General features: G+C 63.3%; 15 protein-coding genes and 1 tRNA gene. 8 read left to right on the top strand and 8 right to left on the bottom strand.

All coding sequences use genetic code 11. The annotated features are described in order from the left end of the window. Nucleotides 1-99: 99 nt before the first annotated feature. The 4 genes from Q0877_RS04330 to Q0877_RS04315 all read left to right on the top strand — a co-directional run bounded on the left by Q0877_RS04330 (nt 100) and on the right by Q0877_RS04315 (nt 5178). Nucleotides 100-1203, top strand: coding sequence for a PDZ domain-containing protein (locus Q0877_RS04330; RefSeq protein ID WP_299166047.1), 1104 nt, complete (start codon nt 100-102; stop codon nt 1201-1203). Nucleotides 1204-1454: 251 nt separating this feature from the next. Next, on the top strand, nt 1455-4412 hold the full coding sequence (locus tag Q0877_RS04325; protein ID WP_299166201.1) for a UPF0182 family protein: 2958 nt from the start codon (nt 1455-1457) through the stop codon (nt 4410-4412). Nucleotides 4413-4469: 57 nt separating this feature from the next. Beyond that, nucleotides 4470-4543 (top strand) — tRNA-Met (locus Q0877_RS04320). 110 nt (nt 4544-4653) lie between these two features. Continuing rightward, a complete protein-coding gene (locus Q0877_RS04315) occupies nt 4654-5178 on the top strand; it encodes a DUF6328 family protein (RefSeq protein ID WP_299166045.1) in 525 nt (174 codons plus the stop codon). Here Q0877_RS04315 and Q0877_RS04310 read toward each other — a convergent pair. From Q0877_RS04310 to Q0877_RS04300, 3 genes are all read right to left on the bottom strand, one after another. Then, the gene (locus Q0877_RS04310; RefSeq protein WP_299166044.1) at nt 5147-6538 is read right to left on the bottom strand and encodes a deoxyribodipyrimidine photo-lyase; all 1392 of its coding nucleotides are present in this window, start codon (nt 6536-6538) and stop codon (nt 5147-5149) included. The genes Q0877_RS04315 and Q0877_RS04310 overlap by 32 nt on opposite strands. Nucleotides 6539-6650: 112 nt before the next feature. Further along, complete coding sequence (locus tag Q0877_RS04305; RefSeq protein WP_299166041.1) at nt 6651-7418, bottom strand: PspA/IM30 family protein; 768 nt, start codon at nt 7416-7418, stop codon at nt 6651-6653. 52 nt (nt 7419-7470) lie between these two features. Further along, nucleotides 7471-9579 carry a TPM domain-containing protein gene (locus Q0877_RS04300; protein ID WP_299166039.1) on the bottom strand — a complete coding sequence of 703 codons (2109 nt, stop codon included), beginning with the start codon at nt 9577-9579 and terminating at the stop codon, nt 7471-7473. Between the two features lie 307 nt (nt 9580-9886). Here Q0877_RS04300 and Q0877_RS04295 point away from each other — a divergent pair, with 307 nt between their 5' ends. The 4 genes from Q0877_RS04295 to Q0877_RS04280 all read left to right on the top strand — a co-directional run bounded on the left by Q0877_RS04295 (nt 9887) and on the right by Q0877_RS04280 (nt 13972). Continuing rightward, on the top strand, nt 9887-11260 hold the full coding sequence (locus Q0877_RS04295; protein WP_299166037.1) for a S1C family serine protease: 1374 nt from the start codon (nt 9887-9889) through the stop codon (nt 11258-11260). Nucleotides 11261-11402: 142 nt separating this feature from the next. Continuing rightward, nucleotides 11403-12221: an electron transfer flavoprotein subunit beta/FixA family protein gene (locus Q0877_RS04290; RefSeq protein WP_299166035.1), complete on the top strand. Its 819-nt coding sequence runs from the start codon at nt 11403-11405 to the stop codon at nt 12219-12221. 42 nt (nt 12222-12263) lie between these two features. After that, a complete protein-coding gene (locus Q0877_RS04285; RefSeq protein WP_299166033.1) occupies nt 12264-13211 on the top strand; it encodes an electron transfer flavoprotein subunit alpha/FixB family protein in 948 nt (315 codons plus the stop codon). Nucleotides 13212-13213: 2 nt separating this feature from the next. Further along, nucleotides 13214-13972 carry a PIG-L deacetylase family protein gene (locus tag Q0877_RS04280; RefSeq protein WP_299166031.1) on the top strand — a complete coding sequence of 253 codons (759 nt, stop codon included), beginning with the start codon at nt 13214-13216 and terminating at the stop codon, nt 13970-13972. A gap of 28 nt (nt 13973-14000) precedes the next feature. On the opposite strand, the gene Q0877_RS04275 is transcribed toward Q0877_RS04280, so the two are convergent. The 5 genes from Q0877_RS04275 to Q0877_RS04255 all read right to left on the bottom strand — a co-directional run bounded on the left by Q0877_RS04275 (nt 14001) and on the right by Q0877_RS04255 (nt 17843). Further along, nucleotides 14001-14786, bottom strand: coding sequence for an anti-sigma factor (locus Q0877_RS04275; protein ID WP_299166030.1), 786 nt, complete (start codon nt 14784-14786; stop codon nt 14001-14003). 16 nt (nt 14787-14802) lie between these two features. Beyond that, nucleotides 14803-15423 carry an ECF RNA polymerase sigma factor SigK gene (gene sigK / locus Q0877_RS04270; RefSeq protein WP_299166029.1) on the bottom strand — a complete coding sequence of 207 codons (621 nt, stop codon included), beginning with the start codon at nt 15421-15423 and terminating at the stop codon, nt 14803-14805. 195 nt (nt 15424-15618) lie between these two features. Next, a complete protein-coding gene (locus Q0877_RS04265) occupies nt 15619-16416 on the bottom strand; it encodes a class I SAM-dependent methyltransferase (RefSeq protein ID WP_299166027.1) in 798 nt (265 codons plus the stop codon). Then, complete coding sequence (locus Q0877_RS04260; RefSeq protein ID WP_299166025.1) at nt 16413-16907, bottom strand: tRNA (cytidine(34)-2'-O)-methyltransferase; 495 nt, start codon at nt 16905-16907, stop codon at nt 16413-16415. Before Q0877_RS04260 ends, Q0877_RS04265 begins: the two co-directional genes overlap by 4 nt. Nucleotides 16908-16916: 9 nt before the next feature. Next, the gene (locus Q0877_RS04255) at nt 16917-17843 is read right to left on the bottom strand and encodes a J domain-containing protein (protein ID WP_299166023.1); all 927 of its coding nucleotides are present in this window, start codon (nt 17841-17843) and stop codon (nt 16917-16919) included. Nucleotides 17844-17872 lie beyond the last annotated feature (29 nt).

The raw sequence follows: 17872 nt of genomic DNA, 5'->3' as shown, positions 1-17872 counted from the left end.
CCTTCTGCCCACGTCCGGCTTGTAGGCTTGGGACGTGATGCCCGGACCTTCCGCCCCGCGGCGGAGGCGGCAGGCGCCCCCAATCTGAAGGTGACACCGTTGACCCACCCGCTTACCGAGCACACAGACCGGCCAAAGCACGACGCCGTGAAGCGGGACCCCCGCTTCACTGTGATGTCTGTATCAGGGCTGCTTGCACTGGGCCTCGGCGCCGCGGCCGTGCTGCTGCCCTCCCCCTACGTTGTAGAGTCACCCGGTCCTACCTTCAACACCATCGGTCAGATCAACCAGGAACCGCTCATCACCGTTGAGGGTCGCGAGACCTACCCGACAGACGGCGCGCTGGACCTGACCACCGTCTTCGTTGCCGGCGGCCCTGGGCAGAAAATCAGCATCTTCGATGCGTTCCGGGCGTGGACGGACCCTGCGCAGGCAGTTACGCCGCGCGAACTGGTCTACCCGCCGGACGTTTCGGAGTCAGACATCGAGGAGCAGAACGCAGAGGCAATGACCTCCTCGCAGGAATCGGCGGTCGCAGCGGCGCTTGCCCACCTGGAAATTCCCTACGGGGAAACGCTCTCGGTAGTGGGCTTCGCGCCGGACTCAGCTGCCGAGGGAATTCTTCAGGAAGGGGACCTCCTCACCGACGTCAATGGCGAAGCGATCGAGTCGCTGCAGCCGCTGAAAGATGCGCTGAATGCGGCCGGTGGTGAGAGCGTCGACATCACCGTTACCCGCAACGGCGAGACGGTTGTGGAATCGGTAGAGCCGCGAAAGGGCGAGTCCGGTGATTACCAGCTCGGTGTCTTCCTCATGTCCGAATTCCAGTTTCCGTTCGAGGTGGATATCGCGCTGAACAACGTCGGCGGTCCTTCAGCCGGAACAATGTTCGCCCTCGGAATCGTGGACAAACTGACTGAGGGGCAACTGACCGGCGGCAGGCACTTCGCCGGCACAGGAACCATCGACTCGTCCGGCGCGGTCGGGCCCATCGGGGGGATCCGCCAGAAGCTGGTCGGCGCCAGGGAAGCAGGTGCGGAGGTTTTCCTCGCCCCGGCGGCAAACTGTGCTGAGGTGGTCGGTCATGTTCCCGATGGCCTGCGGGTGGTCAGCGTCGAGACCCTTGACGACGCAGTCGCTGCCGTCCGGACACTCGGAGCAGAGAACGACGACGGCGCGCTGCTGCCTTCCTGCGAAGGTTGACCTGCCCGCTCAAACGCGGAACCCGGACACGATTGGGAAACGATTCCAGCGTGCATCGGCCCGGACGGAACTGAATTGTGTGGCCCAGACGTGCACAGGGCAGAATAAACAAGAGGAAACCGTGCGCCGCTGAGCGCATCCAGCATTCCCGTACCCCCAAGGATGAGGTAATAGTGACATCCGGACCTGACCGGCCGTTCAGCAGTCGACCGAGCCAACCGTCTTCTTCCCCAACCCGGCGGCGCGGGCCGCTGGTGCCGACCCTGATCGTTCTCGGTCTGATCGTCGTTGGCTTCGTCTACTTCTCGCAGGTCTATGCCGATGTGCTCTGGTATAACCAGCTCGGATTCCTTGAGGTGTTCGTCACCGAGAACCTCTCCCGCATCGGATTGTTCGTGGCGGCCTTCCTCATCATGGGTGCCAGCGTCTACTTCAGCCTCCGGATCGCCTACCGCTCACGGCCCATCTATGCACCGGACAGCAACATTCAGGACAATCTGAACCGTTACCAGGCACAGCTTGAACCGATACGCCGGCTGCTTATGCTTGGCATCCCGATCGTGCTCGGAGCGTTCGCAGGTACGGCGGCGTCATCCCAGTGGGAACGGATGCTTCTGTTCTTCAATTCAGTGCCTTTCGGCGAAACCGATCCGGAGTTCGGGCTCGATATCGCGTTCTACGTCTTCACGCTCCCGTTCCTGAGCTTCCTGCTCGGCTTCCTGGTGAGCGTCGTCGTCATCAGCGGCATTGCCGGCGTGCTCACGCACTACCTGTACGGCGGCATCCGCCTGGAGGAAAAAGGGCTGTTCACCAGCAGGGCTGCGCGGACCCACATCGCGGTCCTGGCTGCCCTCTTCCTGATCCTGCAGGGCGTCAATTACTGGTTGGACCGGTACGCCACCGTCACCGGCAGCGACGGCAAATGGGCAGGAGCCCTCTACACGGATGTGAATGCCGTCATCCCCACCAAGGCAATCCTCGCCGCCGCCGCGATCATTGTGGCGGTACTTTTCATCGTCTCTGCTGTGATCGGCAGGTGGCGCCTACCCGTCATCGGAACGGCGATGCTGGTCATCACGGCCATCCTCGCGGGCGGCGTCTACCCATGGGTGATTCAGCGCTTCCAGGTTGTGCCCAATGAGTTCAATCGCGAGGAGCAGTTCATCGACCGCAACATCGCGATGACGCGGGCCGCTTACGGTCTTGACCAGGTTCAGGTCGACAACTACGCAGCTACGGACGTCCCCGAAGAGGGCGCCCTGGATGAGGACGGCGAAACCACGGCCAATATCCGTCTCCTTGATCCCAACCTGGTAAGCGATGCGTTCAGCCAGCTTCAGCAGTTCCGCCAGTACTACCAATTTCCCGAAATCCTCAACGTTGACCGCTATGAGATTGACGGTGAAGTGGAGGACACCGTTATCGCGGTGCGCGAGCTGAACACCGCCGGTGTACCCGACGGCTGGATTAACGAGCACGTGTACTACACCCACGGTTACGGAGTAGTGGCTGCCGCCGGATCGACCGTGGAGCCGGATGGTCGTCCTGAGTTCATCCAGTCGGGAATCCCGTCCACCGGACTGCTCGGTGACGAAAGCACCTATGAACCGAGGATCTATTTCGGTGAGGAGTCACCCGAGTACTCGATCGTCGGTGCCCCGGAGGGGGAAACACCGGTAGAGATTGACCGGCCGGAGACCGAAGAGTCGGACCAGGAAGCCCGCAGTACCTTCCAGGGCGACGGGGGCCCGGGAATTGGCAGCTTCTTCAACCGGCTGGTGTATGCGCTGAAGTTCCAGTCCACCGACCTGTTGCTGTCAGACCAGGTGAACTCTGCCTCCCAGATCCTGTATGACCGCGATCCTGTCGAGCGCGTCGAGAAGGTCGCTCCCTACCTCACCCTCGACAGCAATACCTACCCGGCGATCGTCGACGGGCGCGTCAAGTGGATCATCGAGGGCTATACCACCAGCTCCGAGTACCCGTACTCAACGCAGCAGGAGCTTCAGTCAGCGACGGTTGATTCGCTGACCGCTGAGGGTGTGGCGACTGCACTGCCGGCCGAACAGGTCAACTACATCCGCAATGCAGTCAAGGCAACGGTTGACGCTTACGACGGCTCGGTTGACCTGTACGCCTGGGACGATCAGGACCCGATTCTGCAGGCCTGGCAGCAGATCTACCCGACCTCCCTGCAGCCTTTCAGCGAGATGTCGGCCGATCTCATGGCGCATGTGCGGTACCCGGAGGACCTCTTCAAGGTTCAGCGGGAGCTGCTCGCTCGATACCACGTAACGGAAACGCTGCCTTTCTACAGCAACAACGAAGCGTGGACCGTGCCGATCGACCCGACGCTGGAGGACGGTGAGCAGGAGGTCAAGCAGCCGCCGTTCTACCTGTCGCTGCAGATGCCCGAACAGGAGTCCGCAAGCTTCTCACTGACGACGCCGTTCATTCCATTCGTTCCGGAGGGCCAGGAACCGCGCAACATCCTGTACGGATTCCTTGCCGCAGACGGTGATGCGGGAACCGGCGAGAATGGAGTCAAGGCGGAAACCTACGGCACCCTCCGCCTGCTCGACTCCTCCGGACAGGACTCAGCAGTTGGCCCGGGCCAGGCAGCGAACCTCTTCAACTCCGACACGGAGGTTTCGCAACAGCTGAACCTCCTGCGCCAGGGCGCATCAGAAGTCATCAGCGGCAACTTGCTCACTCTGCCGATCGGCGGCGGTATCGCCTACGTTCAGCCGGTGTATGTCCAGTCGTCCGGTGACTCATCCTTCCCGGTGCTGCGTCGCGTACTGGTGAGCTTCGGCGAGCAGGTCGGCTTTGCACCGACACTGGACGAAGCCCTGGACCAGGTGTTCCAGGGAGACTCCGGCGCTGTTACCGGCGACAGCGAGAACGTCGGGGAGACCCCTGACGACCCGGCCGCGCCGCCGGCAGGGGAAGAGCCGACGGCGGAGCCAACCGAGGAACCCGCAGAGGAACCGACCACTCCCGCGGATCCGGGAACGGGGGACCCCGCAGCGGATCTTCGTGCAGCGCTTGAGGACGCGAACGCAGCGATTCAGGAGGGACAGGCCGCACTGGCTGATGGCGACTTCGCAGCGTACGGCGAGGCGCAGGAGCGGCTCGACCAGGCACTGCAGCGGGCGCTGGACGCCGAAACACGCCTCTCGGAAGCGGCTGGAGGGGCCCCCGAATAAGAGATCTGGATCCCGATTTGGGATCTGTCCCCGCGGCGGGTAGAGTAGTAATCACGCCGCGGGGTGGAGCAGTTCGGTAGCTCGCTGGGCTCATAACCCAGAGGTCGCAAGTTCAAATCTTGCCCCCGCAACAAAGAGACGGAAGTCCTGGAAGCCAAGCTTTCAGGACTTCCGTCATTTATGGGATTGAGATCCCGCGACCGTTCCCGCACCGCGACCACAGCTCACCTACACTATGTCCATGATCGAACAGGGCGCGGTTGGTGAGGACAAGGAACGCGGGGAAACCGCGCTCCAGCGGGTCGACCGGAACTGGCTGGAAATACTTCAGGAGCTTCGCGTACTCCAGACCGGTATCCAGATTCTCACCGGCTTCCTTCTCACGCTGCCTTTCCAGTCCCGCTTTACCGAGCTTGATTCGTTCCAGATCGCTGTGTACCTCGTGCTTGTGGTGCTATCCGCACTCATCACGGCACTGCTGCTCGGTACAGTCATCATGCACCGAACGTTCTTCCGGTTGCGGATCAAGGAGGCGCTGGTTCGCCACGCGCACCGCATTCTCCGGGCAACGATGATGCTCGTGGCCGTGGTCCTGATTGGGACAACGGGGTTGATCTTTGACATCGTGCTGAACCGGACAGCGGGTAGCATCACCGCGATCAGTCTTGCCGTGCTCATCTTCGCGCTGTGGGTAGCCGTGCCCCAACTGCTCAAGCGGCGGTCGATAAAGGCAGCTAGCCCCGGCGAAGATCCTGGTACGCGCTGAGTGCCTGATCCCGTGAAGCCAACAAATCCAGAAGCGGCGCGGCATAGCCGCCGGGCGAATCATCCTTCCACGGCTCATGCACATTACTCACCGAACGCAACTCTGGAACCCAACGGCGGAGGTAACCGCCGTCGGGATCGAATTTCCTGCTCTGTGTTACCGGGTTGAAGATGCGGAAGTAGGGAGCTGCATCGGCTCCCGAGCCGGCTACCCACTGCCAGTTCGCTGCGTTGTTCGCGGGATCAGCGTCCACCAGCGTGTCCCAGAACCACTGCTCACCCACCCGCCAGTCCACCATCATGTTTTTGACGAGGAATGAACCCACGGTCATACGCACCCGATTGTGCATCCAGCCGGTGTGCCAGAGTTGGCGCATGCCGGCATCGATCAAGGGGAACCCCGTGTGCCCATGACGCCAAGCGTCCAGATCTTCCGCTTCCGGCTGCTGCCAGGGGAAAGCGTTGAACTCCGATCGGTAGTTCTCAGTAGCGAGCTGCGGTTGGTGGTAGAGCAGCTGCCAGCAGAACTCCCGCCAGCCGATCTCCTGCGTGAAGACCGTCAGATCATCCGCAGTTGCGGAGGTAGAACCGCTCTGCGCCGAATGCCACACCTGGAACGGACTTATCTCACCGAACCGCAAATGGGGCGAAAGTCGGCTTGTCCCCTCAACGTTCGGCAGCTGGCGTGCCTGCGCATATCCGTCAACGGTATCGGTCAAAAAGTGTTCGAGGAGCACCTGGGCCGTTGGCTCTCCCGGGGTCCACGTTTCCCTCAGGCCACCGGCCCAGTCGGGCGAGCTGGGAAGCAGCTGCCACGCGTCGAGGTCTTCCGAGGGTATCCTCGGGCCTCTTAACTCAGGAGGCGCATCAAGCGGTGCCCGCGGTGCCTGTCGGTTACGGCAGGCACGCCAAAAGGGAGTGAAGACCTTGTAGGGGGAACCGCTGCCCGTGGCTACCTGCCAGGGTTCGAACATCAGGTTCGCCTGGAAGTCCTGTACCTGGTATCCGTCGTCGGTCAGGGACGCGGTAAGCAATGCATCGATATTTCGCTCCGTGAACGCGTATCGGCGGTTCCAGAAGACAGCATCCGCCCCACACTCTGTGAGGAGACGCGGGATCTCTTCCTCTGCCTGGCCCGATCGGAGTACCAGCGGAATCCCACGCTCCTCCAGTGCACCAGCCAGCGAGGACAGCGAGTGGTGGAGCCACCATCGGCTGGCACCGCCGAGCGGCCGTATGCCCGCGCTCACCTCGTCCAGCAGATAACAGACGACGACGTCACCACGCTCAGCCGCAGTGTGCAGCGCAGGATTGTCGGCGATGCGAAGGTCGTCGCGAAGCCATACTACTGTCAGGGCCATAGCTCCCAATGTACCGGCGGCCAACGGCCAGCGGATCCAACGGCCAGCGGGTCCGTAAGCAGATACGACGGCGGTCCCGTGAGGAACCGCCGTCGTGCAGGAAAGCTTTTGGCTAGTACTTCGGGCTTTCCTCGCCCTGCTCAATGGCTGAAGGAGCGTCTGCATCGGAGCTGCCGGACTTGAGAGCAGCGAGACGTGCTTCTATCTCGCTCTGTTCGCCCAGGTCCTCGAGGCTCTCGAACTGCGCATCCAGGCTTGAATTGGCAAGTTCGGCCTGACCGAGGACACGTGCTTCTTCGCGGCGGATCTTCTCCTCGAAGCGGCCTACCTCGCTCGTGGGATCCATGAAGTCGATGCTCTTCATCGCATCGTGCACCTGCGCCTGTGCCGCTGCCGTGCGAGAGCGGGCAATAAGCTCATCGCGCTTGCTGGTGAGCTCGTTGAGCTTGCCCTTCATCTGGTTGAGCCCGGTCTTGAGCTTGTCGACGATCTCGGTCTGGGACGAGATGGTGGGCTCTGCGCCCTTGGCCTCGTTCTCTGCCGTGATCTGCCGCTGGATCGCTACCTTGGCCAGATTGTCGAACTTCTCGGCGTCCGCTGTGTCCCCGGACGCACGGTATTCGTCGGCCTTCTTCGATGCCGCGAGCGCCTTGTTTCCCCAGGTGCGGGCGTTCTCGCGGTCCTCGTTGTAGTCCTCCTGAAGCATGCGCAGGTTTCCGATGGTCTGCGCCACTGCGCTCTCCGCCTCGGCGATACTGTTCGAGTAGTCGCGGACCATCTGGTCGAGCATCTTCTGTGGGTCTTCCGCCTGATCCAGCATCGCGTTGATGTTGGCTTTCGCCAGTGTTGCGATACGTCCGAATATTGATTGCTTTACCATGGGATACCTTTCGATCTGCCTACGTAGTTCACTGCCTGTTGAGGTCGCTCATCTAAAAATCTCCGAAGCCGCCCCCGAAGTCACCGAATCCGCCGCCACCGGCGTCAAACCCGCCAAACCCGCCTCCGCCGAACACGCCGCCGCCGTCGCCCCCGCTGAAGCCGCCACCGCCCCCGCCGAAGAATCCGCCGCCGTGACCGCCGCCGTTAAGAATGGAACCGATGAGGATGCCGCCGAGCAGCGCGCCGCCCATGCCGTCTCCGCGACCGCCGAACATACCGCCGCCGCCGAAGCCGCCCATCCGGCCGCCGAACCCGTCCACATCGCTCTGGGCGATCTGGCCGGCCTGTTCCGCAAGGGCTACGGCCTGCTGAGCATGGGAGAGCGCAGTGACCGGGTCTTCAGTCTGAATGCGCATCGCGTAGTCCAGGTTGCGTTCCGCTTCAGCCAAACGCGTGCGGGCTTCGCTGCCCACACCGCCGCGGCGGGCACGGATATAGTCCGCAGTGCCGGAGATCCGCGATTGGGCGGCCATGATGGTGTGCTGCAGACTTTCGCGTGCCCGGCGAATCTGCTCCGCCTGATCACGCACGCCGCCGATCGTCGAGTCCAACTGGGTGTGTGCTTTCTCGACTCGTTCCAGAAGCGACACCGGATCGAACTTGCCCGAGGCGATTTCGCGTTTGACCGAGTCCAGCGCCGTGGCAGCTCCTGCTACTGGCCCGGCGAGTTCAGGGTGAGATCCTGCGGCAACCATTGCCTTCGCCTGCGCCAGGTCCTGGGCAGTGTCAGAGACGGCCCGTTCCATTTCGCGCTCGGCGGTGGACAGTTCGGAGGCGCGTCGGTCGATCGCTTCGAGCAGGACCTTGGTTTGGTGCACGCCTTCTTCTGCGGCACGGACGGCGACGACGGCGGCACCGGTGTTGCCCCCTGAAAGGTGGCTCTGGGCTGTAGAAGCGGCATTGTCGACGAACTGAAGACGTTCACGAGCCTGATCCACATTGTCTTCGATCTGCGAGGTAGCTGAGGCGGCGTATCGACCCTGCAGCTGGCGCAGCGTCTGTTCAGCCGCGGTCAAGCGGGTCCCGACGTCGCCGGCTGCTGCCTGTGCGTCTGCGAGAGCCTGCGGAGCATTGCGCTCAAGCTTTCGTAGTGCGTCGAAGTCGGCCTTGTGTTCCTGCAGGCTGGCATCGACCGATTCGCACCGGCGAATGATGTCACCGAGCCATTTCCGCTGGTCTTCCTCGGTGTCCGGAATATGGTCGTCAAGTTGCTGCTGAAGCTTGAATGACTCGCTCATGTGGGCCTTCGCCGCAGCGATATCGGCGGCGAACGGCTTGACGGCTTCGTCTCCGTACTGGGCCTGCGCGAAACCGACTTCCTGTTCGCTCGACTTGATTGCATCATCGGCGGCTATCAGCAGGCTTCCCGCACGGAGCCGCAGGTCCTCCACACTCTGTGAAGCCAACGGATCGAGCACCTGTCCATCGGCGCCCCGGCCGGGTCCGAACTCAATCTCCGACGGGTGCTGGTTCTGTTCCCGGGCGCCCTGCTTCGGGCGCTTCGAACGCAGGTAGAAGTATCCGCCCACGCCGGCGAGAACCAGAAGTCCACCGATGAAGAGGAAGGAACCTCCGCCGCCGTCATCGGATGTTCCAGCGGGGCTGACCGTCCCGCCATCGAGGACCTGGTCAACGCCGGTGACAGCGGCGACCGCGGCACCCGTCCAGTCATCGTCCCGCAATTCCGGTACCGCGAAACTCTGGTAGATCCCGTTGGACTGGTCATCCACAACACTCGAACTGTCTGCGAGGAGACCGCCGGTACTGTCATCAATGCCCACTACGAAAATCGCGTCATCGGCCTGGAAGGAGCTGACTTCGGCGGTGGCGGCAGCCCATTCGCGCGGATCCGACGGATTGCTGAACGAATCGACGTAGGCGACATGCAGGGTGTACCCATGTTCGCTTTGCAACTGCTCGATTGACTGTTCCACTTGCTGTTGTTCAGCATCGGAAAGGACATCAGCCTGATCCACCACTGTTTGGGAGCTGAAGTCGACCGGATCCACGGCGTAGGCGGGCGCGGCCACCAGCGGGCTCAACAGGGCGAATGTTCCAACACCCGCGGCGGAGCAGATGCGTGCGATGCTCGACTTCATTCACAACCCTTCAGACGTGTCCGCCGGGCGCTCCGGGAACAGGCGGACCGCCGTTGGTACGGCACAAACCCCCGGCGTCTGCCTGATTGCGATTCTATGGCGCGCTCCGGGGGCAGTCCACCGAGAGGAGTATGCCCCGAGCGAAACCCCGGCATTCCCGCCTCCTCAATCAATTTGGCACTGATCCGTGCGGGATACTGGGAAGGGCCCTTCTTTCGGCTGGCTCACAGCGGCTGCACAGGCAACGTCAGTGGCAGGCACAGTTTGCTTTGGCATAGTTCAGGAAGCACCAGTGAAAGGACACCCGATGACCGAGAACACCCCCGGTTCCTACAACGGCCCGCTTCCTCCCCGGCCGCAGAACCCGCCGAGCAGCAACCCGGACTTCGCACCCACGCAGCAGCAGCCCCACCCCTACACAGCACCTATCGGGTACGGACCTTATCCGGCGCCCGGTGGGGGAGCAAAAAAGCAGCGTGAGCCAAGGCGGCGCGTCGGAACCGGCACGTTCCTCAGCGGAATGCTGGTCGCCGGTCTCCTCGGTGGAGGCGTGGCGGTGGGTGCTGACGCACTCCTTGAGTCAGGCAATCCAGGGTCGAATAACAGTCCCGCACAGGCGCAGTCCGTCGTCGTCAACGACACTGAAAGCGTCAACGAGATCACCGGCGCCGCAGCCAAGGCCTCTCCCAGCGTCGTAACAATTTCGGTCAGCGGCGGCGGCTCGGGCGGTTCCGGCTCGGGCATCATTCTCGATGCCGAGGGCCACATTCTCACCAATACCCACGTCGTCACGCTCGGCGGCCAGGTCGCCGAGCCCGCCGTTGAGGTGCGCACGAATGACGGGAGGGTTTTTCAGGCGCAGATAGTCGGCACCGATCCACTCTCGGACCTGGCGGTTATCAAAATCGATGCCCCGGACCTGCAGCCGGCAACCCTCGCGGATTCATCCGAGCTGAACGTCGGGGACGTCGCCATCGCGATTGGCGCTCCGCTGGGCCTGAGCGGCACCGTCACGGATGGGATCGTCTCCACACTCAACCGGACCATCAGTGTGCAGTCCTCCGCAGTCCCCGAGGAACAGTCGGACGCACCGGAACAGGAACCGGGAGACGGGTTCAATTTCCTGCCGCCGGATGGATCCCAAGCCCCGCAGCAGGGAAGCCAGGGCTCCATCTACCTCAATGTGATCCAGACTGATGCCGCCATCAACCAGGGCAATTCGGGAGGTGCCCTGGTTGATTCCCAGGGCAGGATCATCGGCGTCAACGTGGCTATCGCCTCTGCTGGAACGGGCGAGAGTGCCGGGAATATCGGCGTCGGCTTCTCCATCCCGATCAATTACGCACAGCGCGTGGCAGAGGAAATCATCGCCAACGGCGAAGCAACACACGGCTTCCTCGGAGTGAGTGTCGGCGCAGCGGCGTCGGGCAGCGCAGAGGGCGGCAGCTCTTTCTCCGTCGGTGCCCAGGTGCAGTCTGTCGAACCAGGCAGCCCCGCCGAGACTGCCGGATTCCAGGAAGGTGACGTGATCACGCGCGTTGGCGATCTGCCGATTGAGGACCCGCAAGCCCTCACGGCCGCCGTACGGACGCTCGCCGAAGGAGAGTCCACCCAGGTGGAACTGATTCGCGGTGAAGAGACCCTGACCCTTGACGTTACGGTCGGCCAGTCACCGGCCTAGCACCGACCGAAATACACCGTTGGAACGAAGAAGCAGCAGCTCCCGGACAGGGCGCTGCTGCTTCGTCATATGGCTGCGGTAAACGGCACACCTGTGTGGTTAGCTTGTTTGCGGGCACCTATTGGCCGGAGGAAAGGCAGCAATGGACGAGGCAAATCCCGGGCTGAACATCGCGGTGTTGGTCAAGCACGTACCGGACACCCAGTTCGATCGTCACCTTGACGGAGACCACTACACCACTGAGCGCTCGGAAAGCATCCTGTCCGAGCTGGACGAGTATGCCCTCGAAGCGGCACTGCAGCTCGTCGAAGCGCAGGGCGGTGACGGCCACCGTGTCACGGCTGTCACCATGGGTCCAACAGCCGCGGTGAACGCAGTGAAGAAGGCCCTTCAGATCGGCGCCCATGAGGGTGTCCACCTCAACGACGACGCCCTGGCCGGTTCAGACGCGTCGGGCACCTCGCGTGCGCTGGCCGCCGTCGTACGCCATCTCGGCGAGATTGACCTGGTGATCACCGGCATGGCTTCGACCGACGGTGAAACATCCCTTGTTCCCGCGCAGCTCGCGGAGCTGCTCGAACTGCCTCAGGTCACTTTCGCTTCCAGCCTTGAGCTCACCGACGACGACGGCGGCCGTCGCCTCACAGCACGCCGCGAGAGCGATAACGTGGCTGAGACGGTGGAGAGCGCGCTACCCGCTGTCGTCTCCGTGACAGACCAGATCAACGAGCCCCGGTACCCCAACTTCAAGGGCATCATGGCAGCCAAGAAAAAGCCGATCACCACCCTTTCACTTGCCGACATCGGCCTCGATGCTTCTGAGGTCGGTCTTACCGGAGCGTGGACCCGGGTGGAGCAGGCTCAGCCTCGCCCTCCGCGTTCACAGGGTGTGGTTATCACCGACGAGGGCGATGCCGGGCGTCGGCTGGTCGATTTCCTCGCCGAGCAGAAGCTGCTCTAGCGGCATCCGGCTCAGCGACACAACTTTCAAGGAGTCCCTGGAATGGCAAAAGTCCTCGTCTATATCGATACGCCCGGCGACAATCTGCACAAGACCGATCGTGAGCTGCTGACACTCGCAGGCAGACTCGGGGATCCGGTGGTTGCCCTGTTTGGAGAGTTGACAGGCGGCGTCACGGCGGAGCTGGGTGCCTACGGCGCCGGTATCGTATATCAGCCCTCGACGGGCGGGCTTGAAGAGCTGCTGGTTGCCGGCAAGGCTGCTTTCCTCGCTGCGGCCGCGGTCGACGCGGATGCGGACGCCGTGCTTCTGGGCAACACCTTCGAGGCCAAGGAGATTGCTGCGCGGGCCGGTATCCGTCTTTCTTCCGGCGTCATCACGGATGCCATAGCGGTGGGCAATGACTTCACCGCCACAAAGTCGGTTTTTGCCGGCTCGTACGGGGTGAACGCTGCTGTAACCACCGGTCGGCCGATCATCACGGTCAAGGCCAACAGTGTGGAGATCGAGACGCCGCAGGGCGGTTCCCCTCCCGAGATTGTTCCGGTGCAAGTGGAAGTGCCCAGCGCAGCCGCACGCATCACCGGTCGTTCGCAGAAGGCCGCAAGCGGGCGCCCATCCCTGGACGAAGCCCGCGTGGTGGTTTCAGGCGGACGGGGAGTGGACGGCAACTTCGGGCCGGTGGAGGATCTGGCGGACGCGCTGGGAGGCGCGGTCGGCGCCTCGAGAGCCGCAACGGACGCCGGCTGGATCGACCATTCGGCGCAGGTCGGCCAAACCGGGAAGACGGTCTCACCGCAGCTTTACATCTCCGCTGGCATCTCCGGCGCCATCCAGCAGAAAGCCGGAATGCAGACTGCGAAGGTCATCGTTGCGGTTAACAAAGACCCTGATGCACCGGTATTCGAGATCGCCGACTTCGGCATCATCGGTGATCTGGCGACCGTCCTGCCGCAGGCAACAGAAGAAATAAGGAAGCGCAAGAGCTGATCATGCCGGACTTTCCCATGGCGATCGAGGACGGCGTGAGCCGGGTCCTCTGTTTCGCAGCGCACCCGGATGATATCGATTTCGGAGCGGCCGGTACGGTTGCGCGGTGGAGTGCGGCCAGCGTCGTTGTCGATTACTGCATCATGACTGACGGGGACGCGGGGGGCTTCTCAGACGAGCACCGCCCCGACATCGTCGAACGACGACGGGAAGAACAGCGCGCGGCGGCTCGCCTGGTCGGTGTTGAAACCGTGCATTTCCTCGGACACAAGGACGGTTACCTGGAGCCGAACCAGGAACTGGTGGGCGGCGTAGTGGAAATGATCAGGAACGTGCGGCCGCAGATCGTCCTGTCCATGCACCCTGAGCGCAATTGGGAACGGATCCAGAAGAGCCATCCCGACCATCTGGCGTGCGGCGAAGCTGTCACCCGGGCAATCTATCCCGCCGTTGAGAACCCCTATGCTTTCCCTGAACTCGCAGCCCGCGGGCTTGAGGCCTACCGCGTGCCCTGGTTGTGGTTCTTCGGCGGACCTACGCAGCTGGAGAACCACTTTGTTGATGTGACCGACCATGTCGAAGACAAGATGCAGGCCCTGCGTTTTCACGCCAGCCAGCATCCCGACATCGAGCGGATGGACAGCGCCGTACGGACTTTCCTCGCTGCCAATGGTGAGCGCGGCGGCCTGGGCCCGGGGCGATGCGCCGAGGTTTTCCAGGTGGTTCCCGTCAACACCGATACAACCATCGCCGGATTCTGAACCTTTCGACCGGGCGTGGCTTGCGCCCTTAGGCGTCGAACGGAATCTGCACCACGATCGGGAGGGTCGGCGTTGCGGAGCCGCCCTCCGGCTCAACAGTGATTGCAAGGCCGCTGTAAGAGTTGATGCCTTCGATGGCGAGTTCGGTGTGGGCTACGTCCTCGCCGGTCATCGTTCCGAGCGATTCCGGTGATGCGCCGTCCGCCGGAAGACGCCACATCTGGTACACCTTGCCCTCGGGCGGGGCGGGGACGCCGTCAAGGGTTACGACTGCCGCATCCTCGGATGCAGAGAACGCCAGTTCAGCGGTTCCCGTGTCACCGATCGCCACTTCCTCGCGCTGGACGTCGTTCGCCTGCAGCACCTGCTCCTGGACGGACGAAGGCTGCAGGTTTTGCGCCACGGTCACGCCGCCCACGGCCACGACCACGGCAGCAGCTGCCGCGACCAGCCAACGACCGACGGGGGACTGGCTCCGACGGGTGCGGCGTGCGGCCAACTCGTCTTCCGGAAGCGGCGCAGCGGTAGAGCCGGCCGACGAACTGTCCGTCGGCAGTTTGTCCAGGATGCGCGTGAACAGGTCAGCCGGGGGCTCTTCCTCGTGGACTGCGTAAGCCTGCGCCAGCGTCTCACGGGCGGACTGAACCCGCCGGTGGAAGGCATCGCGGACGTCGGGAGCGGCAGCTGAGGTGTAGTTCTCGAGCGTGGCACGCTCCTCTTCGCTCACAGCATCCAGGGCATACAGCTCAGCCCACTCGGGAGCCAGCCCACCGGCCAGATCCTGCCGAAGATCATCCGCAAACTGCTTGTTCATTTCTCTGTCCTGCATCTCAATTCACCCCCAAACACGTTTTCAATCGGATCAATCCGTCCCGAATCCGGGACTTGATGGTCGGTACCGCCACGTCGAGCTTCTCGGCCACTTCCCGGTAGGTCAGCCCGCCGTAGTAAGCCAGCCGGACGGATTCCTGTTGGGTCGGGGTCAGGGTCTCCAGACACTGCACCACAGCTTCAGCTTCCAGCCGCTGCGTCACTGTGTCGACGACGTCGTCATGGTCTTTGACCTGCATGGCCGCACCGTACCGGGCTTCCCGGTTCGTGGAGCTTTGCTCGGACCGCACCCTGTCCACCGCACGGCGATGGGCCAGCGTCATCAGCCACGCCAGGGGGCTTCCGGCTTCCGCATTGAACCTGTCCGCCATGTTCCACACCTGCAGGTAGACCTCCTGCGTGGTGTCTTCGCTGAGCTCGGGGTCAATCAGAACGCGTCGGGCAAGGCCGTAGACCCTGCGCGACGTCTGTGTATAAAACTCCGCGAATGCGCTTTGATCCTGTTGCGCGATCCGCTGCAGGAGCCCAGCCAGATCAGCTGCGGAACCCGGGGATTCACCGTCGGCCGGATCAGCGGCTGACCTGCCGGGCGTTATCCGGCTCACACGTGGCGTATCCATAGGTTTCAAGCATAAAGCTCCGGATCGGGTATCCCGAACAGGCTGGCATGCAGCGCGGGTGAGTGCGCTTCGCCCAGCCACCACTGCGCCCATGCCCCACCGCCGTTTCTCCGTATTCAGGTACTCGATCTACTGCAACAGATGACACAGCATGTTCGGAGCACAGGGCGTAGCGGATGGGTCTTTGATCCAGCGTTACCGGCGGACCGCGATAGCGATCAGGGAATCGGCGTTGAAGGTGAAGTTCTCTCCGAGTTTCGCCAGGAACCGGGTGCGGACGCGTTCGCGGCTGTCGGCGTCGGAAGGCAACAAAAAGCGGTATCCGGTGCCCAGGACCAGTGCCCAGGCAAGGTCGGCGTCCAACGGTATCTGCAGCGGGGCCTCGTGTACCTCGATTGACTCGAACCCCGCGGCCTGAAGGAAAGCGCGCAGCTTCTCCACCGACGAGATCTCTGCCATCTGCCGGATGGGTCTGGGTACGGCAGCTTCAAGCAGGTGCGGTTGCTCTTCGACGCAGACGTCGCGCAGGAGAGAGGCAAACGGCTCATGAGCGTGTTCGTGCCAGGTGCTCATGGCGAACTTGCCGCCACTGCGCAACTGGGCCGCCAGATGCCGGGTGCCATCGGCCATGTCCGGAAGGAAAAAGAGCCCATAACCGCAGAGCACAGCGTCATAGGACTTCTCGGACGTCCAGGCCGAGACATCCGCGTTGGCGAAGGTGATGGTGTGGAGGTCAAGAGCGGCGGCCTTCGCAGCTGCCAGCGCGAGAAGTTCGGAGGAAAGGTCGACGGCGTCGATCCGTCCCTCGGGGCCGACCACCTGGGCGGCGGGTATGGTGCCCGCCCCGCTTCCGCAACAGGCATCCAGCACGTGCTCGCCCACGCGCAGGTCAGCGGCGGCAACCACCGCGTTTCCCATCGTGTTCCAGAGAGTGGGAGCGAGGCGCTCGAAGTGCACCGCGCCGTCGTCGAACAGGGTGCCTACGTTGGTCACGAGTGCTCCTTCGCGGTGGACTGTGCCTGGACTGCGCCGTCGAATCCCAGCTGGCGCCACGCTTCGTAGACCACGATCGATGCGGAGTTGGCCAGGTTGAGTGAACGGCGCGACGGCAGCATGGGCAGCCGAACCGTTGCGGTGACGGCGGGGTGGTTCTTCACCTCGGCGGGCAGCCCGACGGACTCCGGTCCGAAGAGGAGCACGTCACGGGGACCGTACTGGATGTCAGAGTACGTAACGGTGCCCTCGGACGTATAGGCGAAGACCCGGTCGGGTCGAAGGGCTGCGAGGGCGGTGTCCAGGTCCGGGTGGACTGTCAGGACTGCAAGGTCGTGGTAATCCAGCCCAGCCCTGCGGAGCTTCGTATCGTCCAGATCGAAGCCGAGGGGCTCAACCAGGTGTAGCTCTGCGCCGGTAACCGCAGCAAGGCGGATGGCATTGCCGGTGTTGCCGGGGATTTCCGGGGTGTAGAAGAGGATGCGAAACACTGTGTAATCCTAGCGCCCGGCTGCATGGAGCAGTCGGGCCAGCACCGGCACCTGCACCGTATTGGGTTGCGGGCCTTCGGAGAGGAAACGACGGACCTCCCGTAGCAACGTGCCGGCGTTGGCAACGTGAACGGACACCAGGGCAGAACGGTCCAGCGAGGGCGGGTAGTCCACGATCGGTTCGAAAGGGTTGTTCTGGCGGCCGTGCAGCACCAGCCAGCCGCGCACGTTGCACTCCGGGAACAGGTCCTGAACCTGACGCACCGTCTCTGTAATTCGTACGTCCCCGGCATGACGGCCGCGATGCCGCAGTCGGTGACCATCCCAGGAATAGTTCCCAGGCGGTGCCAGGAGCGAGTCGATGACGGCGATTCGGTAGCCGGCGAGCAGGGCGTGCCCGACGTCGGCACCGCTACCGAAGGCCAGTCCGTTGACGAGCCGTGCGGCAGGGAAACCCGGCAGCAGACTGGCCTCCAGCAGGCGCGCGGTCGCTCGCTCACCATCATGGCGGGCAGTCGCACCCGGCTTCAGGCGGGCGAGGGCGCCGGGCTGGCGGGCCGTGCCGTGCACCTGTTGCTGCGCGATGGCGAGCGGAATCGGCGGAGCCTGCCTGCCGGCGTCGTAGGCGGGTTCGTAGCGCGGCGGTTGGGAGTAAGCCTCGGCGGCTGTCGCCTGCGGCCGGCGTTTTGGACCGGATGCAGGCCGGGCGCCGGGCAAGGGGTCCTCAATACCGAGGGTGCGATCGTAGCGGCGGCGGCGCTCGGGATCGGAAAGCATCTCATAGGCTACGGCCACGTCGTGGAACAGTTCAGCGGTCCCGCCCTGGTCAGGGTGAGCTGACCGGGCGGCCTTGCGGTAGCCGTCCTTGATCTCCTTCGCAGTGGCGCTCCTGCTCACCCCAAGCACGGTGTAGTACGTGCGGTCGGGGGCTGCCATAGTGGCCTTTCATGCGGGATGGGATCAGA

The organism is uncultured Arthrobacter sp., assembly GCF_947495145.1.
Classification (GTDB): domain Bacteria; phylum Actinomycetota; class Actinomycetes; order Actinomycetales; family Micrococcaceae; genus Arthrobacter_D.
This window is presented reverse-complemented; position numbering and strand designations above follow the sequence as displayed.